This is a genomic window from Micromonospora sp. CB01531 (assembly GCF_001905095.1).
Taxonomy (GTDB): Bacteria; Actinomycetota; Actinomycetes; order Mycobacteriales; family Micromonosporaceae; genus Micromonospora.
This window is the reverse complement of record NZ_LWLS01000083.1, coordinates 114084-137632: the sequence shown is the minus strand read 5'-3', so window position 1 is coordinate 137632 and position 23549 is coordinate 114084. Positions and strand designations below refer to the sequence as shown.

20 protein-coding genes are annotated in these 23549 nt (G+C 71.7%); 15 read left to right on the top strand and 5 right to left on the bottom strand.

Translation table 11 applies throughout. The annotated features are described in order from the left end of the window. Positions 1-46 precede the first annotated feature (46 nt). The gene (locus A6A27_RS24500) at positions 47-2878 is read right to left on the bottom strand and encodes a transglycosylase domain-containing protein (protein ID WP_073836988.1); all 2832 of its coding nucleotides are present in this window, start codon (positions 2876-2878) and stop codon (positions 47-49) included. 194 nt (positions 2879-3072) lie between these two features. Then, the gene (locus A6A27_RS24495) at positions 3073-3537 is read right to left on the bottom strand and encodes a DUF5318 domain-containing protein (RefSeq protein WP_073836987.1); all 465 of its coding nucleotides are present in this window, start codon (positions 3535-3537) and stop codon (positions 3073-3075) included. A 174-nt stretch (positions 3538-3711) separates the two neighbouring features. Between A6A27_RS24495 and A6A27_RS24490 the strand changes: the two genes are divergently transcribed. After that, entirely contained in the window at positions 3712-4350 is a 639-nt protein-coding gene (locus tag A6A27_RS24490) for a PadR family transcriptional regulator (protein ID WP_073836986.1), read from the top strand. A gap of 24 nt (positions 4351-4374) precedes the next feature. Beyond that, positions 4375-5454, top strand: a complete 1080-nt coding sequence (locus tag A6A27_RS24485; protein ID WP_073836985.1) for an inositol-3-phosphate synthase — start codon at positions 4375-4377, stop codon at positions 5452-5454. Between the two features lie 83 nt (positions 5455-5537). Here the strand turns inward: A6A27_RS24485 and A6A27_RS24480 are convergent, their stop codons facing one another. Then, positions 5538-6017, bottom strand: a complete 480-nt coding sequence (locus tag A6A27_RS24480) for a methylated-DNA--[protein]-cysteine S-methyltransferase (protein WP_073836984.1) — start codon at positions 6015-6017, stop codon at positions 5538-5540. Positions 6018-6177: 160 nt separating this feature from the next. On the opposite strand from A6A27_RS24480, the gene A6A27_RS24475 reads away from it, so the two are divergent. From A6A27_RS24475 to A6A27_RS24460, 4 genes are read left to right on the top strand one after another with little or no spacing between them, the layout of a single operon-like run. Further along, complete coding sequence (locus A6A27_RS24475) at positions 6178-6699, top strand: SigE family RNA polymerase sigma factor (protein WP_073836983.1); 522 nt, start codon at positions 6178-6180, stop codon at positions 6697-6699. Next, the gene (locus A6A27_RS24470) at positions 6696-7796 is read left to right on the top strand and encodes a TolB family protein (protein ID WP_073836982.1); all 1101 of its coding nucleotides are present in this window, start codon (positions 6696-6698) and stop codon (positions 7794-7796) included. Before A6A27_RS24475 ends, A6A27_RS24470 begins: the two co-directional genes overlap by 4 nt. A gap of 39 nt (positions 7797-7835) precedes the next feature. Continuing rightward, positions 7836-8357, top strand: coding sequence for an NfeD family protein (locus tag A6A27_RS24465; protein ID WP_198940439.1), 522 nt, complete (start codon positions 7836-7838; stop codon positions 8355-8357). A gap of 28 nt (positions 8358-8385) precedes the next feature. After that, entirely contained in the window at positions 8386-9891 is a 1506-nt protein-coding gene (locus A6A27_RS24460) for a flotillin family protein (RefSeq protein WP_073836980.1), read from the top strand. 105 nt (positions 9892-9996) lie between these two features. Here the strand turns inward: A6A27_RS24460 and A6A27_RS24455 are convergent, their stop codons facing one another. Then, positions 9997-11457 carry a CCA tRNA nucleotidyltransferase gene (locus A6A27_RS24455; RefSeq protein WP_073836979.1) on the bottom strand — a complete coding sequence of 487 codons (1461 nt, stop codon included), beginning with the start codon at positions 11455-11457 and terminating at the stop codon, positions 9997-9999. Between the two features lie 132 nt (positions 11458-11589). On the opposite strand from A6A27_RS24455, the gene murJ reads away from it, so the two are divergent. The 7 genes from murJ (at position 11590) to A6A27_RS24420 (ending at position 20137) form a co-directional block, all read left to right on the top strand. Continuing rightward, the gene (murJ, locus tag A6A27_RS24450; RefSeq protein ID WP_073836978.1) at positions 11590-13329 is read left to right on the top strand and encodes a murein biosynthesis integral membrane protein MurJ; all 1740 of its coding nucleotides are present in this window, start codon (positions 11590-11592) and stop codon (positions 13327-13329) included. Positions 13330-13858: 529 nt separating this feature from the next. Beyond that, positions 13859-15469, top strand: coding sequence for a protein kinase family protein (locus A6A27_RS24445; protein ID WP_073836977.1), 1611 nt, complete (start codon positions 13859-13861; stop codon positions 15467-15469). Between the two features lie 43 nt (positions 15470-15512). Beyond that, positions 15513-16244 (top strand): RNA polymerase sigma factor SigM, encoded by a 732-nt coding sequence (gene sigM, locus A6A27_RS24440; protein ID WP_073837124.1) that lies wholly within the window; start codon positions 15513-15515, stop codon positions 16242-16244. Continuing rightward, positions 16241-17287: a hypothetical protein gene (locus A6A27_RS24435; RefSeq protein ID WP_073836976.1), complete on the top strand. Its 1047-nt coding sequence runs from the start codon at positions 16241-16243 to the stop codon at positions 17285-17287. Before sigM ends, A6A27_RS24435 begins: the two co-directional genes overlap by 4 nt. Before the next feature lie 178 nt (positions 17288-17465). Beyond that, positions 17466-18419: a thioredoxin-disulfide reductase gene (gene trxB, locus A6A27_RS24430; RefSeq protein WP_073836975.1), complete on the top strand. Its 954-nt coding sequence runs from the start codon at positions 17466-17468 to the stop codon at positions 18417-18419. A gap of 38 nt (positions 18420-18457) precedes the next feature. Continuing rightward, entirely contained in the window at positions 18458-18781 is a 324-nt protein-coding gene (trxA, locus tag A6A27_RS24425; RefSeq protein ID WP_073836974.1) for a thioredoxin, read from the top strand. Positions 18782-18976: 195 nt separating this feature from the next. Then, the gene (locus tag A6A27_RS24420) at positions 18977-20137 is read left to right on the top strand and encodes an N-acetylmuramoyl-L-alanine amidase (RefSeq protein ID WP_073836973.1); all 1161 of its coding nucleotides are present in this window, start codon (positions 18977-18979) and stop codon (positions 20135-20137) included. Positions 20138-20150: 13 nt separating this feature from the next. Here the strand turns inward: A6A27_RS24420 and A6A27_RS24415 are convergent, their stop codons facing one another. Further along, complete coding sequence (locus tag A6A27_RS24415) at positions 20151-20816, bottom strand: GNAT family N-acetyltransferase (RefSeq protein ID WP_073837123.1); 666 nt, start codon at positions 20814-20816, stop codon at positions 20151-20153. Positions 20817-21223: 407 nt separating this feature from the next. On the opposite strand from A6A27_RS24415, the gene A6A27_RS24410 reads away from it, so the two are divergent. Both A6A27_RS24410 and A6A27_RS24405 read left to right on the top strand, forming a co-directional pair. Continuing rightward, complete coding sequence (locus tag A6A27_RS24410) at positions 21224-22537, top strand: aminotransferase-like domain-containing protein (protein WP_073836972.1); 1314 nt, start codon at positions 21224-21226, stop codon at positions 22535-22537. Positions 22538-22544: 7 nt separating this feature from the next. Further along, positions 22545-23543, top strand: coding sequence for a D-alanine--D-alanine ligase family protein (locus A6A27_RS24405; RefSeq protein WP_073836971.1), 999 nt, complete (start codon positions 22545-22547; stop codon positions 23541-23543). The last annotated feature ends 6 nt before the right edge of the window (positions 23544-23549 follow it).

Genomic DNA, 23549 nt, shown 5'->3' with positions numbered 1-23549 from the left:
GACGGCGGCCGGACCAGTGGTCCGGCCGCCGCCGTAGGTGCTGCGGTCAGTAGGTCTGCCGTGGAGGTGTGCTCGGCAGGATGCCGCCTCCACCACCACCGCCGCCGTTGCCGGGTCCGGGCGGGAAGCCCGGGAAGCCGCCGGGGTTGCCGCCGCCGTTGTTGCCTCCGCCGTTGTTGCCACCACCGTTGTTGCCGCCGTTGTCCTGGCAGAACACGCCGAGCGGGTTGTCACAGCCCGCCGGGGGCGGGGGCGGGGGCGGCGCCTCACCGTTGCCGGTGTCGTCCTTGCCGACGTGCTCGGCGGGTGGGAAGTCCTTCTTCTCCTTGCCCTTGAGCGCGTCGTTCATGAACCGCTGGAAGATGGCACCGGGCATGCCCTTACCGCTGATGTTGGCCCCGCCCTTGGTCTTGATCGCCTTCCGGTCCTTGACGTTGCCTACCCAGACGGCGGTGGCGAGCTGGGGCGTGTACCCAATCATCCAGGCGTCGCCGTTCGCGGTCGTCTTGGAGTTCAGTTCCCAGGTACCGGTCTTCTCGGCGGCCTTCCGGCCGTCGTCGAGCCGGCGGTTCACCTTGCCAGGGTACTGCTCCAGCACCGAGGTCACGTCGGCCACGACGTCCTTGGGAATCCGCTGCACGCCCTTCTTGCTTGGGCCCGGGAGGATGCGCCACTTGCCGGTCTGGTCTTGCTTCTCCACCTTCTTGATGAAGTGCGCCTTGTGATAGACGCCCTGGTTGGCGAAGGTCGCGACGCCGTTGGCGTGGTCCAGCACCGTGATCGGGTATTGGCCGTAGCCGACGACGTGGAAGAACGGATCCGGGGCCACGTCCTTCGGGTCCGCCTTGGTCAGGTCGTGCGCCTTCGCCGGGTTGGTGTCGGTCTGCCACATCATCGTGACGCCGGCCTTCTTGGCCATGTCGACAACCTTGTCCGGGCCGATCTGCTCGGTGATGTAGTAGAACGGCACGTTCAGCGACTTCAGCGTCGATTCCTCGAGGGTGCAGGAGTCGCCGCAGGTGACCTTGTCGGCGCCGGCGTTGCTGACCTTGAACTCCATGTCCTTCGGGGTGAACGCCGAGCCCTTCCACCGCGACTTGAGGGAGATACCCGCATTGAGCGCCGCCGCGAGGGTGTAGATCTTGAAGCTCGAACCCGGCGAGTGGCCGCCGCTGATCACACCGTTGTCGTTGTTCTTGCCGGCATAGTCGGTGCCGGTGCCGTCGTCGCCGCCGTAGTAGGCGCGCACCTCGCCGCTCTGCGGGTCGATGGACACCAGGGCGGCCATCAGGTTGCTGGGCTGACCGTCGAGCTCCGACCCCTTCTTGGCCCGCTGGGCCGCCTCCAGCGCGGCCTCCTGCATCTTCGGGTCGATGGTCGTCGTGATCCGGTAGCCGCCCTTCGACAACGCCTGGGAACAGAGCGGCTTGTCCGGGGTGGCGGCGGCCTCGTCGTCGGTGCAGAGCTTGAGGTCCCGCAGCTCGCTCTTGACGTAGTTGACGATGTTGCCGTTCGGGGTCTTTCCCACGTTGGTCAGCCCGCTGGTGTTCTTCGGCATGGGCTTCAACGTCTTGGGGTACTCGGTAGGGTGCGGCTGCTTACCCGGCGCGTCGAGCCACTTCTCGGTGATCATGCCCTGAACGACGTAGTTCCATCGGTCCAACGCGGCCTGCGGGTTGATCGCCGGGTCGTAGCCCTGGTGGGTGGCGCTCGGCTCGGGCTGCTTGATCAGCGCCGCGAGCACCGCCGCCTCCGCCACGGTCAGCTTCGACACGTCCTTGCCGAAGTAGGTCTGCGCCGCCGCCTGGATGCCGTACGCGCCCCGGCCGAAGTAGATCACGTTCAGGTAGTGCTGCATGATCTCCGGCTTGGAGTACCGGTCGTTCAGCTTGGAGGCGAGGATCGCCTCCTTCACCTTGCGCGCGTACGTGTCCTGGTTGAGGTTGTCGAACGCGTTGCGGGCGTACTGCTGGGTGATGGTCGAGGCGCCCTGCTTGTCGCCGCCGGTGAGGTTGTTCCAGGCGGCCCGCGCGATGCCCTTGTAGTCCACCCCGGAGTGCCGGTAGAAGTTCCGGTCCTCCGCCGCGGCCACCGCGTTCTGCACGTATTCCGGGACGTCCTTGATGTTGACGAAGGTGCGGTTCTCCGCTCCCACTCGGGCCATCTGCGACCCGTTGCTGTAAAGGATCGTGGTGGCCAACGGTGGGGGGGTGTCCTGGGGCAGGATCACGTTCGTCGAGTAGTAGGTGAAGCCGACGACGCCGATGCCGGCGAGCATGATGAAAACGGCGAAGCCGGCGATCAGCATGTTGATCCGCCGGCGCTTCTTCGCCCGAGCCCGCGCGCCCGGGTCGTCGCCGTGACCGCCGCGACCGCCCCGGCCGGGGCCGGTCGGGCCGCCCGGCCCACCCGGACCGCCACCCGCCATGCCGGGCACACCGGCCCGGGCCACGGTGGCCCGGCCACCGACGGATGCCGAGCCGACGCTCGCCCGGCCGGCCGTGCCTACGCTGGCCGCGCCGACCGAGGCGCGCCCCGCCGGGCCGGCGGGAGACACCGGCACCGAGGCGCGGCCGGAGCCGGCCCGCCCGGAGGCACCGCCAGGAGCCGGCGAGACGGGCACCGAGGCGCGTCCCGCACCGGCCTGGCCCATTGAGGCCGAAGCCGAGGCGCCGCGCGGCGCCGGGGCGGCGCCGCCGACGGAGGCGCGCCCGCCGGACGCAGAGCCCCGGGGCGTCACCGAGGCACGGGCCGAGGCGCCGCCTTCGGACCCGGATGACCAGCCGTTCCCGTGTGGGCCACCGCCGTAGTCGGGGTCGCCGCCCGGGCCCGGGATCTGGGCCCGCCCACGCGAAGAACTGGGATCGCCGTAGTTCATTCCTCACACCCTGCCGCTCGCGGTGGGGCGCGAGGGCGCCGCCACCCGGTTGCCGTGAGCTGGAACACGAGACGCTACACCCCGGGCTTGCCGGGGCGCAGCCGTCAAATCCGACCTAATCGGACTAATCTGAGCTGAAAGCTGTCGGTCGTCCCGCCCGGAGATCGGGCCGGATGCGACCGGACCAGCCAAGTTCACCGTTGCGCCTCTCGCCTTCGACGAGGGGTGGAGCCGGTCGGCGCGGCCGAGCCGCTCACCGCCCCCTGCTCCGACCCGTCCTCCGTACCGCCGGCCAGCCCGTCCCGGCCGAGCAGGAACTGCTCGACGAGATGGTTCCAGTCGCAGCCGGGGCACACCTCCACCACGAAAACCTGGAACTCACGCAGCGTCATCGCCAGCATCGACAGCTCGGCCCGGCTGCGCGCCTGGCCGGCAGACTGCTTGAGTTCGTCGCCGTAAATGTAGTGGACGTGGATGAGGTTCTCGCTGCGACAGATCGGGCAGCGCTCCTCGGTGGGCTCGCCGTGGAACCGGGCAGCGTTTTTCAGGTACGGCGAGGCATCGCAGACGTCGTACGTGCCGACCCGGTTGGCGAGGAGGTCACGCAGCACCGCTCGCTTCCGGAGCGAGTAGTCGACGACCTGGCGCTGCGTACGCATGCGGCAAAGGGTACGCGACCCCGCCGGGCGAGGCGACCGCCGTCACGATCCGTGACAACAGGACCGCGTAAACGAGGGTTTGCCCTGATCATTTGTCTCCGCTAACGTGCGATGTATCGGTCCGATACATCGCGGCGGTTACGACTCCGCGCCGGGGGTAAGAAGGGGTGGCCCATGCTCGAGCTCGCCATCCTCGGCCTCCTGCAGGAGGCTCCGATGCACGGCTACGAGCTGCGCAAGGAGTTGGCCGCCAAACTCGGCGCCATCCGGGCGGCGATCAGCTACGGCTCGCTCTACCCGACCCTGCGCCGGCTGCAGGCGGCGGGCTGGATCACCGAGGCCGCCGAGACACCCGCGACCGCCGAGGAGGTTCCCGCGCTGACCAGCCGGCGTGGTCGGGTGGTCTACACCATTACCGCGGAGGGCAAGGAACGGTTCGCCCAGCTCATAGCGCAGGCTGGACCCGAGACGTACGACGACACGGGCTTCGGCGTGCACTTCGCGTTCTTCGCCCGGACCGACCAGGCCACCCGGCTCCGGATCCTGGAAGGTCGTCGTCGCAAGATCGAGGAGCGTCGCGAAGGCCTTCGTGACGTGCTCGGCCGGGCAGCCGAGCGGCTCGACGCGTACACCCTGGAGCTGCAGCGTCACGGCCTGGAGGCCTGTGAGCGCGAGGTCCGCTGGCTGGAGGAGCTCATCGCCAACGAGCGCTCCGGCCGAGCCCCGACGGTCCCGGAAGCCGGGACGGCCGGCGGCCGACGAGAAAACGACAGCCCGCCCCCGCCTGGCGAGTCCAGGAAAGAGCGGCCGTGATGAAAGAAGAAGGAGGCAGACGCTATGGGCTCCGTCCGCGTCGCCATCGTCGGCGTAGGTAACTGCGCCTCGTCCCTCGTGCAGGGCGTGGAGTACTACCGCAACGCCGACCCGACCGACCGCGTCCCGGGTCTCATGCACGTCACCTTCGGCGACTACCACGTCTCCGACGTGAAATTCGTCGCGGCGTTCGACGTGGACGCCAAGAAGGTGGGCATGGACCTCGCCGAGGCGATCGTCGCCAGCGAGAACAACACCATCAAGCTGTGCGACGTGCCGCCGACCGGTGTGACCGTGCAGCGCGGCCCGACCTTCGACGGTCTCGGCCAGTACTACCGGGAGATCATCGAAGAGTCGGACGCCGAGCCGGTCGACGTGGCCCAGGCGCTGCGCGACGCGCAGGTCGACGTGGTCGTCTCCTACCTGCCGGTGGGCTCCGAGCAGGCCGACAAGTTCTACGCCCAGGCAGCGATCGACGCGGGCTGCGCGTTCGTGAACGCCCTGCCGGTCTTCATCGCCTCCGACCCGGAGTGGGCGAAGAAGTTTGAGGACGCCGGCCTGCCGATCGTCGGTGACGACATCAAGAGCCAGGTGGGCGCCACCATCGTGCACCGCGCCCTGGCCAAGCTCTTCGAGGACCGCGGGGTCGAGCTGCTGCGCACGTACCAGCTCAACTTCGGCGGCAACATGGACTTCATGAACATGCTGGAGCGCAACCGCCTGGTCTCGAAGAAGATCTCGAAGACCCAGTCGGTGACCTCCCAGATCCCGCACGAGATGGCCAAGAGCGACGTGCACATCGGCCCGTCGGACCACGTGCCGTGGCTCGACGACCGCAAGTGGGCGTACATCCGCCTGGAGGGCCGCTCCTTCGGCGACACCCCGCTCAACGCGGAGCTCAAGCTCGAGGTGTGGGACTCGCCGAACTCGGCCGGCGTCATCATCGACGCCGTGCGGGCCGCGAAGATCGCGCTGGACCGGAAGATCGGTGGCCCGATCCTCTCCGCCTCCTCGTACTTCATGAAGTCCCCGCCGAAGCAGTACGCCGACCACGAGGCGCACGCCGCCGTCGAGGCGTTCATCAAGGGCGAGGTCGAGCGCTGACGCGCTGACCGCCGCACCGTCGAGGGCCGGGTCCGCTGCGGACCCGGCCCTTCGCGCGTCCCGGCCGGTCTGCCCGGGGTACGTCAGGACCAGGCGCGTTGCAGGGCCACGCCCGCTTCCAACTCCAGCAGCGTCACCTTGCGCGGCAGCCCACCGCCGAAGCCGACCAGCTTGCCGCCGGCACCGACGATCCGGTGGCAGGGCACGATCACCGGCACCGGGTTCCGGTTGCAGGCCACCCCGACCGCCCGGGCCCCGCCCGGGTCCCCGACCGCCTTCGCCACCTCGCCGTAGGTCCGCGTCTCCCCGTACGGGATGAGGGTCATCTCCCGCCACACCGCGCGCTCGAACTCCGACCCCCGGGGCGCCACGACCGGCACGGTGAAATCGGTCAGCTCACCGGCGAAGTACGCCCGCAGCTCGGCCAGCGCGCGGGCGGCCACCTCGTCGCCGGGCCGGTCGGTCGCCGACTCCACCCGGCCGAAGTGCGCCCCGCGGACAGCCGCGCCGTCGGTGGCGACGGAGAACTCCCCGATCGGCGAGTCGAGCACGGTCCAATGCATGACCCGATTGTCCCGCCCGGAGCCCGGCCGCCACCACCAGGCTCACTGTCCGAGCAGCGCGACACCGAGCAGCGCAGCGCCGACGTGACGTTTCACCGTTTCTCCGATCGATGGGGCAAAATTCCGCGGTCGACGCGCGTCTTCCATACGGAGGTGGGCGGTGGCAGAGGTGACCGACGGGGAGTTCACCGCGTTCGTCAACGAACGGGGGCCCGCCCTGCTGCGCGTCGCGTACGCGCTCGCCGGGAACCAGCACGCGGCAGAGGACCTGCTGCAGAACGCGCTGGCCAAGGCGTACGCACGCTGGCCGCGGATCCGGGGCGACGCCGAGCCGTACGTGAAACGGATCCTCTACCACGACCAGATCTCCGGCTGGCGGCGCCGGTCACGGCGCCTGGAGGTCCCGGTCGCGGAGCTGCCGGAGCGGGCCGCGGTGGGGGACAGCGGCGACGACAGCGACCTGCGGCTGCTGCTGCGGGCGGCGCTTCGGTCGCTGCCGCCCCGGCAGCGGGCCGTGCTGACCCTGCGCTATCTGGAGGACCTCAGCGTCGAGCAGACCGCGGCGCTCCTCGGCTGCCGGGCCGGCACGGTGGCCAGCCAGTCCGCCAAGGCGCTGGCCCGGCTGCGCAAGTTGGTGCCGGGGCTGGACGAGCTGACGAGCCGCGCGGAGGTGACGCGATGAGCCGGGCCCTCGACGCGACCCTGCGGGCGGCCGTGCACGACCTCGCCGACGGGGTCCGGCCAGCGCCCGACCTGGCCGCCGGCGCGCTCGGCCGGGGTCGCCGGCTGCGTCGCCGCCGGCGGGTCACCGCAGCCGGTGCCGCCCTGCTGGCGGTCGTGGCCGTGACACTGCCCTTCGTGCTGCTCCGACCCGGCCCAGCCGCACCCCCGGCGACACCGACCCCGACCCCGACGGCCACCCCCTCGCCGACCATGCTGGCCGCGCCGGGGGCGAACTGGACCGCGAAGCCGCTGGTGCTGCCCGGCGACTGGGTGGTCACCCGGGCGCAGGCCGCCGGTGGATCCGGCAACGGCTTCCTGCTCGACCGGAAACGGGGCCGCTACCTCACCACCGACCGCTACGACGGCATCTACCCGGCGCCCACCGGCTCACTCGTCGCGGTCACCGACGAGGCCCGCCCCCGCGACGTCGGCCTGATCGACCTGTCGAGCGGAAAGACCCGCTGGTACGAGGTGGGCCGGGCCCTTGCCGGCCTGCAGTGGTCGCCGGACGGACGGCGGCTGCTGTTCACCACCCGGCAGCTGGACCACTTCGGTTTCATCGTGCTGAAGACGGACGGCACGAAGCGGACCTTCCTGGTGGATCAGGGACGCTGGTTCTGCACCGACATATGCAACTTCACCTGGTCGCGCGACGGTCGAGAGGTCCTACTCCCGCAAACGGGCGGGACGGGTCACAACGAGGCAGTCCGGGACCCCCGCGCGGGGGTGCGGTTCTTCTCCCCCGACGACGGCCGGCAGCTCCGCCTCGTGCCGATCCCCGGCGATCCGGCCGGCCCATGGGCCTGGTCGCCGGACGGGAAGTTCGTCGTGGTGCAGGGGCAGCAGGAACCGCTGCTGGTGGAGACGGGCACCGGGAAGGTGGTGAACCCGCTGCCGGCCGCCGACGTGGCCTGGGTCTCCGCCGACCGACTGCTCTACCGGCGGCCGAACGGGTCGCGGGATTTCGTGCTCGCCGACCCCACCGGCCGGGAGCTGGTCCGTCAGCCACTGCCGAAACAGCTGGTCGATCTTGAGCTGACCGTTGCTCCGCGCTGAGCGTTCGGACAGCCGTCGACCTTGCGCGACATCGATACCGTGCAGGTCGTGGCCACGGGGACGCTCATCTTTCTGATCATCGGTGGGGTCGGGGTCGGCGTGTTGGCGCTCGCCCTGCTCGGTACCGAGCTGTTCACCTTCGGCCATCCGGACGTCGACGGCCCGGTGTCGCTGGAGGCGGTCGCCGGGTTCACCGGCGCCTTCGGCTTCGGCGCCGCCATCGTCAACGAACTGCTCGGCGGGCGTACCCCCGGGATGATCGCGGCGGCGGTGGCCGGCGGCGTGTTCGCCGCGGTGCCCACCGGGTGGCTGGCGGCCCGGCTCAGCCGAGCGGCCCGCAACATGCGCACGGATCCCACGCCAACCCGGGACCACCTGGTCGGCGCGATCGGCCTGGTGGTGACCCCGGTCCCCGCCGGCGGCTACGGCGAGGTCCGGGTACGCCTCGCCGGCCAACCGGTCAAGCTCAACGCCCGCGCCGACCAGCCGATCCCGGTCGGCGCCCGGATCTTCGTGGTCGCGGCGCTGACCGAGACCAGCGTGCACGTCGAGACCTACTGATCCCCCCATCGCAGAGACGGGAAGTCCCATGCTCCTGCTCGTCGCCATCGGCGGCGCGGTCCTCCTCGCCGTCGTCCTCATCCTCTTCGTGCTCTCCCGGATCAAAGTGGCCGGACCGAACGAGGCGTTCATCGTCACCGGCCGCAAGGGTCGGACCACCCAGACCGCCGACGGCGGACGCTCCACCGACATGTCCGGGCAGAAGGTCGTGCTCGGCGCGTCGGTCTTCGTCCTGCCCGTGGTGCAGAAGCTCCAGTCCCTCGACCTGTCCAGCCGCCGGATCGACGTCGGCATCCGGGGCGCGGTGAGCAAGCAGGGCATCCGCGCCGACCTGCACGGCGTCGCCATCGTCAAGGTCGGCGGCACCGAGGACGCGATCCGGGCCGCCGCCCAGCGGTTCCTGCACCAGCAGGACGAGATCGACAACTTCACCCGCGAGGTGCTGGCCGGTGCGCTGCGCTCGATCGTCGGCCGGCTCACCGTCGAGGAGGTCATCCGGGATCGGGCGGCGTTCGCCAGCGCGGTGGCCGAGGAGGCGGAGCACTCGATGACCAACCAGGGCCTGGTGCTGGACACCTTCCAGCTCCAGGACATCCTGGCCGAGGGGTCGTACCTGCAGGACCTGGGTCGGCCGGAGGCGGCCCGGGTGCTCAAGGACGCCGCCATCGCCGAGGCCCGGGCTCGGCAGCAGGCCGAGCAGGAGCGGCTGCTCGCCGAGGAGGCGATCGCCGAGGCGAACCGGAACCTGTCGCTCAAGCAGGCCGCCATCCAGGCCGAGATCGATGCCGCCAAGGCGAAGTCGGCGGCGGCCGGGCCGCTCGCCCAGGCCGAGCGGGACCAGGCGATCCTCTCCGAGCAGCAGAAGGTCGCCGAGCGGAACGCCGAGCTGAAGCAGCGCCAGCTCGACACCGAGGTACGCAAGCCGGCCGACGCGGCCCGTTACAAGGTCGAGCAGGAGGCCGAGGCGGCCCGCAACGCGGCGGTGCTGCGGGCGGACGCCGAACGGCAGGCCACCATCGCCGCCGCACAGGCCGCCGCCGAGCAGGCCCGGCTCACCGGTGAGGGCGAGCGGGCCCGCCGGGCCGCGCTGGCCGAGGCGAACGCGATCGAGGGCGCCAAGGAGGGCGAGGCCGAGCAGCGGCGGCGTACCGCGATCGCCGAGGCGATCGAGCGCGAGGGTCAGGCCGAGGCCGCGGCCATCCTGGCGAAGGGGCAGGCGGAGGCGGAGGCGATGGGTCGCAAGGCCGAGGCGTTCGCCGCGTACGGCGAGGCCGCCGTGCTCGACCTGCTGGTCAAGGTGCTGCCGCAGGTGGTCGAGGCGGCCAGCGCGCCGATCAGCGCGATCGACAAGATGACGGTGATCTCCACCGACGGCGCCTCCTCGCTGACCAAGTCGGTGGCCGGCAACGTGGCTCAGGGCCTCCAGCTCGGCAGCGACCTCACCGGCATCGACCTCGCCGGGCTGCTCGCCAAGCTGGGCGGTACGCCGACCAACGGCCGGACCGCGGTGGACAGCAGCGCGGTCGAGCACTGACCGGTGGCGGCCGGGCCGGCGGCGGGCCCGGCCGTCGCACCGGAGCAACGACGGCGCCCGCCGGACCCCCTGCTCAGGGGACTCCGGCGGGCGCCGTCATGATCATCAGTCGACGACGCCCTGCTCCCGGGCCCACCGCAGCAGCTCCGCCTCGGCCTCCTCGCGGTCCAGCGGGCCGTGCTCCAGGCGCAGCTCCTTGAGGTGCTGCCACGCCTTGCCGACCAGCGGCCCCGGCGGCACGCCGAGCAGTTCCATGATCGCGTTGCCGTCCAGGTCGGGCCGGACCCGGGCCAGGTCCTCCTCGGCGGCGATCCGGGAGATCCGCTCCTCCAGCGCGTCGTAGTCGGCCGCGAGCTGGGCCGCCTTACGCCGGTTGCGGGTGGTGACGTCCGAGCGGGTCAGCTTGTGCAGCCGGGGCAGCAGGTCGCCGGCGTCGGTGACGTACCGGCGCACCGCCGAGTCGGTCCACTCGCCCCGGCCGTACCCGTAGAACCGCAGGTGCAGTGCGACCAGCTTGACCACCTGGGCGGTGACGTCCTTGGGGTAGCGCAGGGCCTTCATCCGGGCCTTGGTCAGCCGGGCGCCGACCACCTCGTGGTGGTGGAAGCTGACCCGGCCGTCCGGGCCGACCGCCTTGGTGGCCGGCTTGCCGGCGTCGTGCATCAGCGCGGCCATCCGAAGCACGAAGTCGCAGCCGTCCGCCTCCAGCGCCATCGCGTTGCTGACCACGGTGAGGGTGTGCTCGTAGACGTCCTTGTGCTGGGCGTGCTCGTCGATCTCCAGCTTCAGGCTGGAGAGCTCGGGGATGAACCGGTCGGCCAGCCCGGTGTCGACCAGCAGCCGCAGCCCGGTGATCGGGTCCGCGCCGCAGAGCAGCTTGGTGAACTCGTCCCGGATCCGCTCGGCGGTGATCCGGTCCAGGTCGGCGGCCATCCGGGTCATCGCCTCGCGAACGTCCGGGTGGACCGCGAAGCGGAGCTGGGCGGCGAACCGGGCCGCGCGCAGCATCCGCAGCGGGTCGTCGCCGAACGACTCCCGGGGCGTGCCCGGGGTACGAATGATCTTGGCGGCCAGGTCGGCCAACCCACCGTACGGGTCGGTGAACCGGTGGTCGGGGACGCTGACCGCCATCGCGTTGATGGTGAAGTCCCGGCGCTTGAGGTCGTCGACCAGGCTGGTGCCGTACTCCACGATCGGGTTGCGGCTGACCTGGTCGTACGCCTCCGCCCGGAAGGTGGTGATCTCCAGACGGAGCCCGGCGCGCTGGCAGCCGATGGTGCCGAACTCCCGCCCGGTCTCCCAGATCGACTCCGCCCAGCCCCGGACAATGCCGAGCGTCTGGTCCGGGTGGGCGTCGGTGCAGAAGTCGAGATCCTCGCCGAGGCGACCGAGCAGCGCGTCCCGCACCGATCCGCCCACCAGGTGCAGTTCGTGACCGGCCCTGGCGAACCGCCGGCCGAGTTCGTCGGCGACCGGCGAGACGCGGAGCAGTTCGGCGACGGCGTTACGCTGCGCGGCGGTCAGCTCGCGGCGGTCGGCGGCGTGGGAGGCGGAGGCTTCGGACATGGGATCGCCAGCCTATCGGGCCGGACCGGAGGGTACTGCGCCGGGCGTGGGTAAGCGGTCGAGGTTGACTAAGGTCATGGGCGTGCGGGCCCGGTGGTCCGGCTCCGACGTAGTACCCCTTGGAGGCTGGAGATGAGCGGCGGGCTGTACCGCAGCGCGAACGCGCACGGTGGCGGCCAGCCGCCGAACGACGGGGCCACCTTCATCTCCGCGGAGCCGCTGAACCAGCCGGGCGTGGCGGCCACCGCGCCCCCGCAGGAGGTGGTCGCGGAGACCAGCGCCGCGGCGAACAGCGCGGTGATGGCGATCGGCAGCCTGGTCAGCCGGGGTACGGGCTTCGTCCGCAACCTGATGATCGGCGCCGCCCTCGGCAACGCGGTCGGCAACGTCTACACCACCGCCCAGTTCCTGCCGAACCAGGTGTACGAGTTCCTGCTCGGCGGCGTGCTCACCAGCGTGCTGATCCCGGTGCTGGTCCGGCGCCGCAAGATCGATCCGGACCGGGGCGAGGCGTACGCGCAGCGGCTGCTGACCCTGGCGGTGCTCACGTTGGCCGCCGCCGCGCTGCTGGCGGTGATTTCCGCGCCGGTGCTCACCGCGATCTACGCCGCCGGCAAGGACAACACGTACAAGGGACTGGTCAACGACCTGTCCTACCTGATGCTGCCAATGCTGTTCTTCACCGGCGTGAGCGCGCTGATCGCCGCGGTGCTGAACACCCGGGGGCACTTCGCCGCACCCATGTGGGCGCCGATCCTGAACAACCTCGTGGTGATCGGCGTCTTCGGCCTGTACATCGGCGTCTACGGCGCCAAGGCGCTGCAGCCGGGACAGATGACCCCTGGTCGGATCCTGCTGGTCGGCGGCGGCACCCTGCTCGGCGTGGCGGTGCAGGCCGCCGGCCTGCTGCCGGCGCTGCGCAAGGTCGGTTTCCGGTGGAAGTGGCGGTTCGACTTCCGCGAGCTGGGCCTGCGCGAGCTGGGCCGGCTCGGGGCGTGGATGTTCTGCTATGTCGCGATCAACCAGCTCGGCCTCTTCGTGGTGGTCAACCTGCTCACCCGGGCCGCCGGCAAGGAAAACGCCGGCCTGCTGATCTACAACAACGTCTTCCTGCTGCTGATGATGGCGCACGGCATCATCGCCGTCTCGATTATCACCGCGCTGATGCCCCGGATGAGCGCCGCCGCCGCCGAGGGCCGGCTCCGCGACGTCACCGCCGACCTGTCCCGGGGCACCCGGATGGTCAGCGCGGTCCTCGCCCCGGTCGCGGTCTGCTACGCGGTGCTGGCCGGCCCCATCTCGGTCGTGATCTTCCGGTACGGCGCGTTCACCGGCGAGAACGCGGTGGCCACCTCGACCGTGCTGCTGGTGGCGGCGGTCGGCCTGGTGCCGTTCGCGATCAGCCAGCTCTTCACCTTTGCTTTCTACGCGCTGCCGGACACCAAGACCCCCGCTATGATCAACATCCCGGTGGTGGCGCTGCGGGTGCTCCTCCAGATCGGCCTCTTCCTCGCCTTCTCGGCCACCTTCGCGGCGGCCGGCATGATGCTCGGCAACGCCATCTCCTACCTGGCGGCGGCGGTGATCTCAGCGATGCTGCTGCGCCCCCGGGTGGGCCGGATCGGGCTCGGTGCGATCATGCGGACGCTGGGCCGCGTACTCGTCGCCGCGCTGGGCGCCGCCCTGGTCGGGCTGCTGGTGGTCCGGCTGCTGCCCGGCGACCCGGCGAACCTGAGCTGGCTCGCCGCCGCGGTGCAGTTGGTGATCGGCGGCGTAGTGATCGGCGGGACGTACCTCGGGCTGGCCATGGCGCTGCGGATCGGTGAGATCACCGAGGTGGTCGGGATGGTCCGCCGCCGCCTCGGCCGCTGACCCGACCAACCTCGGCGACGGACAGTGAACGAGGATCACCAGCCTGGGGATACGGCTGTGGATAACTCGAAGTTTCCCGGCCCAGTGGGCCACTCGGCCTGTGGACAACCAACCGTAAGGATGAGGATGACCCTCCTGACCGGGGGAATCCGCCGAGGCGTCGCGGGGCCCGCCACACCGGGCGACGACGCCAGGTCGCTGCGCGGTGCCACACCGGCCTGCGTTCGGTCCGGAGCGCCGCGGCGGCCGAATTGTGGCCGCCAGCCGAGCCGGCGTCGTCGAAGCCCCTGCGCCGACCAGTTGTTGCCAACCTCTAGATTGGCTGGTGCGTGTGCCAACGCCGAAATGGGACGCGACCGTGACCCGGTCGACCGCCCCGGTCACTGGCGTCCCACCGGCTACGGCGGGAAGATGACATGTCGAGGAACCGGGCATCCCGGGTAAGGTCGGTCTCGACGGGTACGGCAGGTGCCGACGGGGACGTCGACGCCGGTCTGCCGGTTCCTTCGAAGGCAGAGCAGGAAGCCACATGCCCAGCAGCACGGGTCCATCGATCGACACGATCACCGAGGGAGGACGGGTGACCCAGGTCGGCGAGGGTCAGGAGGCGGAGGAGACTGCCCCTCCGGTCATGACCTTCGGTGCTCCCACGGTCGGTGAGCTCCTTGCCGAGCGGTATGAGCTGGTCGAGCACATCAACAACGACAGTGCGGGTCGGCTGGTGTGGCGCGGGGTCGACGTCGTGCTGCGCCGTCCCGTCGCGGTGGTCCTCCGCTACCCGGGTGGCGACTCCGCCACCGAGATGCTCCAGGCCGCCGTCGCGGCCAGCCGGGTGATCCACCCCAATCTGGTCGGCGTCTACGACGCCATCGACGAGGCCGACCGGGCGTACGTCGTGCGCGAGTGGGTGGACGGCCAGTCCCTGCGCGAGATGGTCGCCGCCGACGGTCCGCTGGACCCGGCCCGGGCGACCGCCATCGGTAACTCCGTGGCCAGCGCTCTCGCCGCGGTGCACGCCACCGGCATGGTGCACGGCAACCTGCATCCCGGCACTGTCATGATCAGCGACGACGGCCGGGTGGTGCTGGCGGACGCGCGTACCGACGGCGCGGACAGCCAGGAGAACGACCTCCGGGCGGTCGGCGGGGTGCTCTACTTCGCCCTGACCGGGCACTGGCCGCACGGCGAAGCCCCGCTGCACGGCGCCACGGCCGGGCACGGCCGCGCCGCGATCCCGGACGCGGTCCGCGACGCCAGCGGCGCCATCGCCGCACCCCGGCAGGTACGCGCCGGCGTGCCGGCGTACCTCGACGACCTCACCATGGACCTGCTCGACCCGGAGATCGCCCCGCCGTCGTCGGACGTGCTGGCCGCCGAGCTGAGCCGGCTGGACGTCCCCACCGACGACCACTTCCTGGAGCCGACCGGCCCGCTGCGCTTCACCGCCGAACCGGGCGAGGAGCCGTCGCCGCTGGCCGTCGCCGGTGGCCGCAAGGTGGCCGTGGGTGTCGCCGGGCTGCTGGCGGTGGCCCTGGTCGGGCTTCTCATCGGGATCAGCATGCTCGGCGGCGACGACAAGAAGCAGCCGAAGGAGCCGGTGGCCCGTCCGTCCAGCAGTGCGCCCGCCGAAGCCGGGAACACGCCGGCCGCCCAGGTCCGCAAGCTCACCATCCAGGACGTCCGGATCATCGACCCAGAGAGCCGGGACCGCGCCGAGGTGAAAAACGCCGAAAAGGTGATCGACGGCGATGAGAACGAGGGCTGGGCGACCGCCAGCTACCGGAACAACGGCAAGTTCGGCGGGCTGAAGAAGGGCATGGGGATCTGGATCGACCTGGGCGCCCCGCACACGGTCAAGTCGCTGGAGGCCGTGCTGTCCCCCGGCGCCTCGGCCCAACTGCTCGCGGGGACCGACGACTTCCCGTCCAGCACGTCCGGCGACAAGGATCTCGTCGCCAGCTACAAGACCCAGATCGGCCAGCCGTTCGAGAAGTACGACGGCAACACGATGAAGTTCAACGGGTTCGACCCGGAGCAGAAGTACCGCTACCTGCTCTTCTGGATCACCGAGCTGCCGAAGAAGGACAGCGGGGACGGCTGGAAGCTGGAGGTCCAGGAGATCACGGTCCAGGGGTCGTGAACCGTCGGCCGCGGCTGCCGCGCCGCCTCGTGTGGACGTGGTGATGGCGGGTCGCGGGGGGCGGACGCCCGAGCCGTCGACCGGGGACGGGCCGCCGGCCGGGGCGTCCGACCTCGATCTGCTGCGCGCGCACGTCGCCGGCGACCGGGACGCCTTTACCGAGCTGTTCCACCGGCACCGGGACCGGCTCTGGGCGGTGGCCCTGCGTACCCTCGGCGACCGCGAGGAGGCCGCCGACGCGCTCCAGGACGCCCTGCTGTCGGCGCACCGCGCGGCGGCCCGGTTCCGCGGCGACTCGGCGGTGACCACCTGGCTGCACCGGATCGTGGTGAACGCCTGCCTGGACCGGATGCGGCGACGCCAGACGCACGCCACCGTCCCGCTGCCGGACGGCGTGCACACCGACGGGGAGCCCGGCCGGCACACCGGCGGGGTGGAGCCGGCCGCCCCGGCCCACGACCACGACACCGCCCTGGTGGTTCGCCAGGCCCTGGCCGAACTGCCGGTCGAGCAGCGGGCCGCGCTGGTCCTGGTGGACGTGCAGGGCTATCCGGTGGCCGAGGTGGCCCGGATCCTCGGTGTCGCCGAGGGGACGGTGAAGAGCCGCTGCGCCCGCGGGCGGGCCCGGCTGGCCGTGCTCCTCGGGCACCTGCGTACCGGTTCCGACGAGAAGAGGGACGTGCCGCGCGTCACCGGGGGGAACCCCCGGCCGCCCGAGGGCGTCGGATCGACGTCGGGGTGGTCCCGGCGGGACGCCAGCCAGGAGGAGACGTGACTTCCCGGGAGTTCAGCGGGGTCGACCCCGACCTGCTCGCCGACTACGTCGGCGGCGCGCTGGACGGCACCCCGGAGCAGGCCACGGTGGCCCGGCTGATCGAGTCGGACCCGGCCTGGGGTGACGCGTACGTCGCCCTGGCGCGGGCGGTCGACCTGGTCCGCGCCGACCTGGCCGACTGGGCTGCCGCCCCCGCGCCGGAGCTGCCGCTGGCCGTGGCGGAGCGGATCACGGCGGCGCTCGCCGGCGCCGGGCCGGCCCCGACCGCCGCCGCCGGGTCCGACGCCGAGGAACCGGCCGGTGTGCCCGCGCCGGGCGGCCTCGAGATCGTCGGTTCGGATCCGGACTCCTCCCGTCCGGCCGAGGTCCGCGCCGCTCGGACGTCGCCGCCGGCCGTCGTGCCGGCCCAGCCCCGACGTGCAGACGGGGTGACGCGGCCGGCCGAGCGCCCGGCCCGCAACACGGGACCGGGCCGGCGCTCCCGGCGCTGGGCCCGGATCGCCGGGCCGGTCGCCCTGGCGGCTGCTTCGGTCACCGCGGTCGGGTTCGGGATCAGCCACCTGGTCGGCGCCAACCGCGGCGTGACGTCGATGGCGGACAACGCTGGGCCGGCCGCCGGCCGGGCGCAGCCGGAGCTGGCCCAGGGGGCCGGCGCGCCCTTCCGGACCGCCGCACCGCCCCAGCACAGCGGCACCGACTACAGCCCGGACCAGTTGCCCGGCAGCATCATGACGCTCGCCTCGCCCTCGGCGGTTCACGGGCCGGGGTTGGCGCCCGATGACCGGCGCCAGTCGGACGCGGCCGGGCTGGAGCGGCTCACCCGCCCGGAGGCGCTGGAGTCCTGCCTCGGGGCGATCAGCGCCGAGCACCGAGCCGGGTTGATCACCCTCGATCTGGTCGACTACGCGTCGTTCCAGGGCCGGCCGGCACTCGTCGTCACCTTCGTCGACGGCAGCGGCGAGCGCTGGGCGTGGGTGAGCGGAGCCGAGTGCGGGGTGCCCGGGTCCGGCGCGGACACCCGCTTCCGCACCCGGGTAGGGTGAGGCCACGGTCACCCGGGCGTGTCCCGCCACGTGACGTGACCCACCGGATGACCGGCTCGGGAATCCCCACTTCGTACGATGACGTTCTGCAAGTCAGGCGCCGACGCCGCTGAGCCGTCGGCACTCGGGATCGACATCGGTGCGCGCCGGTGACGAACACACACATCGGGAGACGGCAGTGGACGAGGTCCGCAACCTGATCATCATCGGCTCCGGGCCGGCCGGTTACACGGCGGCGGTCTATGCCGCGCGCGCCAACCTCAAGCCGCTCGTCATCGAGGGCGTGCAGTCCGGTGGCGCGCTGATGACGACCACCGAGGTGGAGAACTTCCCCGGCTTCGCGGACGGCATCCTCGGCCCCGAGCTGATGGACAACATGCGCAAGCAGGCCGAGCGGTTCGGCGCCGAGTTCCTGACCGACGACGTGACCCGGGTCGAGCTCAAGGACACCGGCGAGACCGGCTCGGACGCGGTGAGCACCGTCTGGGTGGGCGGGACGGCCTACCGGGCGAAGGCCGTCATCCTCTCCACCGGCTCCGCCTGGCGACCGCTGGGTGTGCCGGGTGAGCAGGAGTACCTCGGCCACGGCGTGTCGTCCTGCGCCACCTGCGACGGCTTCTTCTTCCGCAACCAGCACATCGTGGTGGTCGGCGGCGGCGACTCGGCGATGGAGGAGGCCAGCTTCCTCACCCGGTTCGCCGAGTCGGTGACGATCATCCACCGCCGGGACTCGTTCCGCGCCAGCAAGATCATGGCCGACCGCGCGCTCGCCAACGACAAGATCAAGGTCGAGTGGAACACCGTGGTCGAGGAGATCCTCGGCGACGACGGCAAGGTCAGCGGCGTCCGGGTGCGGAACGTGCACACCGGCGAGGCCAAGGTGCTCGACGTCACCGGGGTCTTCGTGGCGATCGGCCACGACCCGCGCAGTGAGCTCTTCCGCGGGCAGATCGAACTCGACGACGAGGGGTACGTGAAGGTGCAGGCGCCGAGCACGCGGACGAACGTGCCGGGCGTCTTCGCCGCCGGTGACGTGGTCGACCACACCTACCGGCAGGCGATCACGGCGGCCGGCACGGGTTGCGCCGCCGCCTTGGACGCCGAGCGCTTCATCGCCACCCTGCAAGGCTGAGAAACATCTTCAGAAAAGTCCCGGAGGAGGGGTTCATAGTGGGAGCAACCAAGGCGGTCACCGACGCGAGCTTCGCGAGCGACGTGCTGAAGTCCGACAAGCCGGTCCTGGTCGACTTCTGGGCGGAGTGGTGCGGGCCGTGCCGCAAGGTCTCGCCGCTGCTCGAGGAGATCGCGGGCGAGATGGGTGACCAGGTCACCATCGTCAAGCTCAACATCGACGAGAACCCCGAGACCGCGCGGACGTACCGGGTGATGTCGGTGCCGACCCTCACCATCTTCAAGAACGGCGAGCCGGTGCAGTCCATCGCCGGCGCCAAGCCCAAGGGCGAGCTGGTCAAGCTCATCGAGTCGGCGCTCTGAGCCGATCGACGACCACGGGAACCCCCGTCGCCACCCGGCGGCGGGGGTTCCTGCTTTCCCGGCTGGGTATCCCGACCTGCCCGAACGGGAAGCCGATAGTGAGCGGCCACGGTACGCTCCGTAAGCGTCCCCAGCCATGGGGGCCACCTCCGTCGGAGTCTCCGGCCAGCCAGTGTCCGTGCAGAGGGGGTCGTCGTGCGTCCCATCCGACCCGGTGACCGGGGACCCGCGGTGGCCGAGATCCGTACCGTCCTCACCGGCCTCGACCTGCTTCCGGCCGATGGGAAGGGCGACGACTTCGACGCCGAGACCGAGCGCGCCGTCCGGGCGTTCCAGCAGTCCCGCGGGCTGAGCGTGGACGGCCGGGTCGGGGCGGAGACCTGGCGGGCGCTGGACGCGGCCCGCTGGCGGTTCGGCGCCCGGACCCTGTACCACGCGGTGCCCGAGCCGCTGATCGGCGAGGACGTCCGGTCGCTCCAGGAACGTCTCCTGGAGATGGGGTACGACGTGGGCCGGGCCGACGCCATCTACGGCATCCGCACCTCCCGGGCGGTCGCCCAGTTCCAGCGGGAGATGGGGCTGAAGCCGGACGGCGCGTGCGGCCCGCACACCATGAACGCGCTGCGCCGCCTCGGCCGGAAGGTGGTGGGTGGGCGGCCGCAGTGGCTGCGCGAGTCCGACGCCATCCGGCAGGCCGGGCCGACGCTGGTCGGGCGGACCGTGGTGATCGACCCGGGACACGGCGGCACCGACCCGGGGGTGGTGGTGCCGGACGGCCCGCTCCGCTGGACCGAGGCGGACATCGTGCACGACCTGGCCAGCCGGCTGGAGGGGCGGCTCGCCGCAGCCGGCGTACGGGTGCAGCTCACCCGCGGCCCGTCGCCGGAGACCTGCCTGCCGGACGCCGATCGTGCCCAGCTCGCCAACTCGCTCGGCGCGGACGTCTTCATCTCGCTGCACACCGACGGGCACGCCAACCCGGCGGCCAACGGAGTCGCCACCTACCACTACGGCACCGACAACGGCGTCACCTCGGCGACCGGGGAGCGGCTGGCCGGGCTGGTGCAGCGGGAGATCGTGGCCCGGACCGGGCTGCAGAACTGCCGTACCCACGCGAAGGCGTGGGACCTGCTGCGGCTGACGAGGATGCCGGCCGTCCGGGTCGAGGTGGGCTACCTGACCTCCCCGGAGGATCGGGGCCGGCTGGTCGACCCGCGGTTCCGGGACAAGGTCGTCGAGGCCATCGTCGCCGCCGTGCAGCGGATGTACTTCCCGATCGAGCGGGATGTGCCCACCGGCTCCATCGACGTGAGCGAGCTGCGGGCGATCGTCGCCGCCGGCACGGTGGTGGACTGACGGCGCGGGGCGGTCAGCGCATCGACCGGGTGGCCGGGGCGGGACGCACCGGCCGGAGCAACGTCTCCGGGCTCATCGAGCCGAGCAGTTTCTCCAGCGCGTACTCGACGTCGGACTTCCAGCTGAGCGCGGTGCGCAACTCCAGCCGCAGGCGGGGGTAACGGGGGTGCGGGCGGACCGTCTTGAACCCCACCGACAGGAAGAAGTCGGCCGGTGCGAGGCAGGCCCGGGTGGGGTCGTCCCCGTCGTCCCCGAACTTCGCGTCGCCGAACGCCTCGATCGCCTTGATGCCGCGCTTGGTGAGGTCCCGGGCCACGCCTTGGACCAGCATCCGGCCCAAGCCGCCGCCGGCGAAGGCGGGCACCACGTTGGCGGTCATCAGCAGCGCGGCGTCCGCCGAGACCGGCGAGGTGGGGAAGGCCATCGAGCGCGGAACGTACGCCGGCGGGGCGTACATGACGAAACCGGCCGGCATGCCGTCGACGTACGCGAGTTTGCCGCAGGAGCCCCATTCCAGCAGCGTCTGGGAGATCCAGGCCTCCTTCTCCAGCCCGGGGTCGCCGGCGGCGCACGCCCGGTCGGCGGAGACGGGGTCCAGCTCCCAGTAGACGCACTGCCGGCACGGGCGGGGCAGGTCCTCGAGGGTGTCGAGGGTCAGACTGACCAGACGTCGCGACATGAGCGCCATCCCCACCAGTAGGCTCGGAGCGGGAACCAGCGACGGCTCCGGGTCGCGGCGCGGCATCAGACCGGCCGTCATTCGGTCCGAACCGCCGCCGAGCGGCGCGGAGACCGAACTATGGCCACCAGCCGAGCTGGAGTTGCCGGAGCTGACCACTCCGCCGCGTCCCTGCCCCCGACGAGCGATCGTACGCCGTTGTCCGGCGGTACGGGAGAGGACGCGCGTAGGCCCACCCGGGACGGGGAGGGCCGGTCCGGGATGTGGACTTTCTTCACATGGCGGCGCAGGTGGAGGCCGTCACGGACTACGATCGACCAACCGGTGTCCCGGGCCGCCATGGTTGCCGGTATCGCGGGTACCACATCCGGGCGGCAGCCCCGCCGACACCCGATCGAGGTGATGTCATGACCGGCACGACGCTCGACGACTACACCGACCGGTACGCCCGCCGGGTCCGGGGAATGACGGCCTCCGAGATCCGGGCACTCTTCGCGGTGGCCAGCCGGCCGGAGGTGGTCTCACTCGCCGGTGGGGCCCCGTACATCGCGGCGCTGCCGCTGGACGCGGTCGGCGAGATGCTCGGCCGGCTCGGCTCCGAGCACGGCGTCACCACCCTGCAGTACGGCATCGGTCAGGGCACCCTGGAGCTGCGCGAGCGCATCTGCGAGGTGATGTCCCTCTCCGGGATCGACGCCTCGTGCGGTGCCTCGCCCGAGGACGTGGTGGTCACCGTCGGCGGCCAGCAGGCGCTCGACCTGGTGGCTCGGCTCTTCCTGGACCCGGGCGACGTGGTGCTCGCCGAGGGCCCGACGTACGTCGGCGCGCTCGGGGTGTTCCAGGCTGCCCAGGCCCAGGTGGCCCACGTGCCGATGGACGAGCAGGGGCTGATCCCGGAGGCGCTGGAGAGCGCCATCGCCGACCTGGCCCGCGCCGGCCGGCGGGTGAAGTTCCTCTACACCATCCCGACCTACCAGAACCCGACCGGCGTGACGCTGAGCGAGGAGCGGCGCGAGCGGGTGCTCGACATCTGCGAGCGGGCCGGCCTGCTGGTGGTCGAGGACGACCCGTACGGCCAACTCGGTTTCGAGGGGGACGCGCCCGCGCCGCTGCGGGCCCGCCGGCGGGACGGGGTCTTCTACCTGAGCACCTTCTCCAAGACCTTCGCCCCCGGCCTGCGGGTGGGTTGGATCCTCGCGCCGCACGCGGTCCGCGACAAACTGGTCATCGCCAGCGAGGCGCAGATCCTCTGCCCCAGCGGTTACGCACAGGCCGCCGTCTCGACGTACCTCGGCACCATGCCCTGGCGGGAACAGCTCAAGGTCTACCGGGAGGTCTACCGCGAGCGCCGGGACGCCATGCTCGCCGCGCTGGCGGACCTGATGCCGGCCGGCACCACCTGGACCAACCCGGGCGGCGGCCTGTTCGTGTGGGCGACCCTGCCCGACGGCCTCGACTCGAAGGCGATGATGCCGCGGGCGATCTCGGCCCGGGTCGCGTACGTGCCGGGCACCGGCTTCTACGCCGACGGCACCGGCAGCGGCAACATGCGGCTCAACTTCTCCTTCCCGTCGCCGGAGCGGATCCGGGAGGGCGTCCGCCGGCTGGCCGGCGTGATGGAGCAGGAGATCGCGATGCGCCGGGTCTTCGGCGCGGTGGGCGGCTCGGGGCCGCGGCGTCGGCAGGGCGGCTCGGACGCGCCCGGCCCCGACTTGGCATGATTCCCGCATGGCCGTCAGCCCTGCCGAGCACACTTCCGTGACCGAATCCGCCGTCACCGACGAGCTGCACGTGCTGGTGCTCGCCGGTGGACTTTCGTACGAGCGGGACGTCTCCCTGCGATCCGGCCGGCGCGTGCTCGACGCGCTGCGGGCGGTCGGGGTGGAGGCCGAACTTCGGGACGCGGACGTGGCCCTGTTGCCCGCCCTGGCCGCCGACCCGCCGGATGCCGTGGTGATCGCCCTGCACGGCGCCACCGGCGAGGACGGTTCGCTGCGTGGGGTGCTCGACCTGTGCGGCGTGCCCTACGTCGGCTGCGACGCCCGGGCCTCCCGGCTTGCCTGGGACAAGCCGTCGGCCAAGGCCGTGCTGCGCGAGGCCGGCATCCCCACCCCCGACTGGGTGGCCCTGCCGCACGACCGTTTCTCCGAGCTGGGCGCGGTGGCTGTGCTGGACCGGATCGCCGGCCGGCTCGGCCTGCCGCTGATGATCAAGCCGGCGCAGGGTGGCTCCGGACTGGGCGCCGCGGTGGTCCGGGACGCCGCGTCGCTGCCGGCCGCCATGGTCGGTTGCTTCGCGTACGACCAGACCGCGCTGGTGGAGCGCTACGTGCCCGGGATGGACGTAGCGGTCTCGGTGGTGGACCTGGGCGAGGGACCGCAGGCGCTGCCTCCGGTCGAGATCGTGCCGCGCAACGGCGTGTACGACTACGCCGCCCGCTACACCGCCGGCCGGACCACCTGGCACGCGCCCGCACGGTTGGACCGGGAGACGACCGAGCGGGTGGCCGAGGTGGCGCTCGCCGCCCACGGCGCACTCGGCCTGCGCGATCTCTCCCGGGTCGATCTGATCGTCGACGCGGACGGCCAGCCGCACGTGCTGGAGGTCAACGTCTCCCCGGGGATGACCGAGACCTCGCTGCTGCCGCTGGCCATTCAGGCCGCCGGTCTGGACTTCGGGCGGGTGCTCGGCGCATTGGTTACCCGGGCCGCCGCCCGTCGCCCGTAAGATCGC

What these genes read in the sequence shown, in the direction of transcription:
- A6A27_RS24455 (WP_073836979.1), bottom strand. Translation starts at nt 11,457, where the DNA reads ATGTCCGAAGCCTCCGCCTCCCACGCCGCCGACCGCCGCGAGCTGACC.
- A6A27_RS24445 (WP_073836977.1), top strand. Translation starts at nt 13,859, where the DNA reads ATGCCCAGCAGCACGGGTCCATCGATCGACACGATCACCGAGGGAGGA.
- murJ (WP_073836978.1), top strand. Translation starts at nt 11,590, where the DNA reads ATGAGCGGCGGGCTGTACCGCAGCGCGAACGCGCACGGTGGCGGCCAG.
- sigM (WP_073837124.1), top strand. Translation starts at nt 15,513, where the DNA reads ATGGCGGGTCGCGGGGGGCGGACGCCCGAGCCGTCGACCGGGGACGGG.
- A6A27_RS24470 (WP_073836982.1), top strand. Translation starts at nt 6,696, where the DNA reads ATGAGCCGGGCCCTCGACGCGACCCTGCGGGCGGCCGTGCACGACCTC.
- A6A27_RS24405 (WP_073836971.1), top strand. Translation starts at nt 22,545, where the DNA reads ATGGCCGTCAGCCCTGCCGAGCACACTTCCGTGACCGAATCCGCCGTC.
- A6A27_RS24495 (WP_073836987.1), bottom strand. Translation starts at nt 3,537, where the DNA reads ATGCGTACGCAGCGCCAGGTCGTCGACTACTCGCTCCGGAAGCGAGCG.
- A6A27_RS24415 (WP_073837123.1), bottom strand. Translation starts at nt 20,816, where the DNA reads ATGTCGCGACGTCTGGTCAGTCTGACCCTCGACACCCTCGAGGACCTG.
- A6A27_RS24490 (WP_073836986.1), top strand. Translation starts at nt 3,712, where the DNA reads ATGCTCGAGCTCGCCATCCTCGGCCTCCTGCAGGAGGCTCCGATGCAC.
- A6A27_RS24500 (WP_073836988.1), bottom strand. Translation starts at nt 2,878, where the DNA reads ATGAACTACGGCGATCCCAGTTCTTCGCGTGGGCGGGCCCAGATCCCG.
- A6A27_RS24480 (WP_073836984.1), bottom strand. Translation starts at nt 6,017, where the DNA reads ATGCATTGGACCGTGCTCGACTCGCCGATCGGGGAGTTCTCCGTCGCC.
- A6A27_RS24460 (WP_073836980.1), top strand. Translation starts at nt 8,386, where the DNA reads ATGCTCCTGCTCGTCGCCATCGGCGGCGCGGTCCTCCTCGCCGTCGTC.
- A6A27_RS24410 (WP_073836972.1), top strand. Translation starts at nt 21,224, where the DNA reads ATGACCGGCACGACGCTCGACGACTACACCGACCGGTACGCCCGCCGG.
- A6A27_RS24485 (WP_073836985.1), top strand. Translation starts at nt 4,375, where the DNA reads ATGGGCTCCGTCCGCGTCGCCATCGTCGGCGTAGGTAACTGCGCCTCG.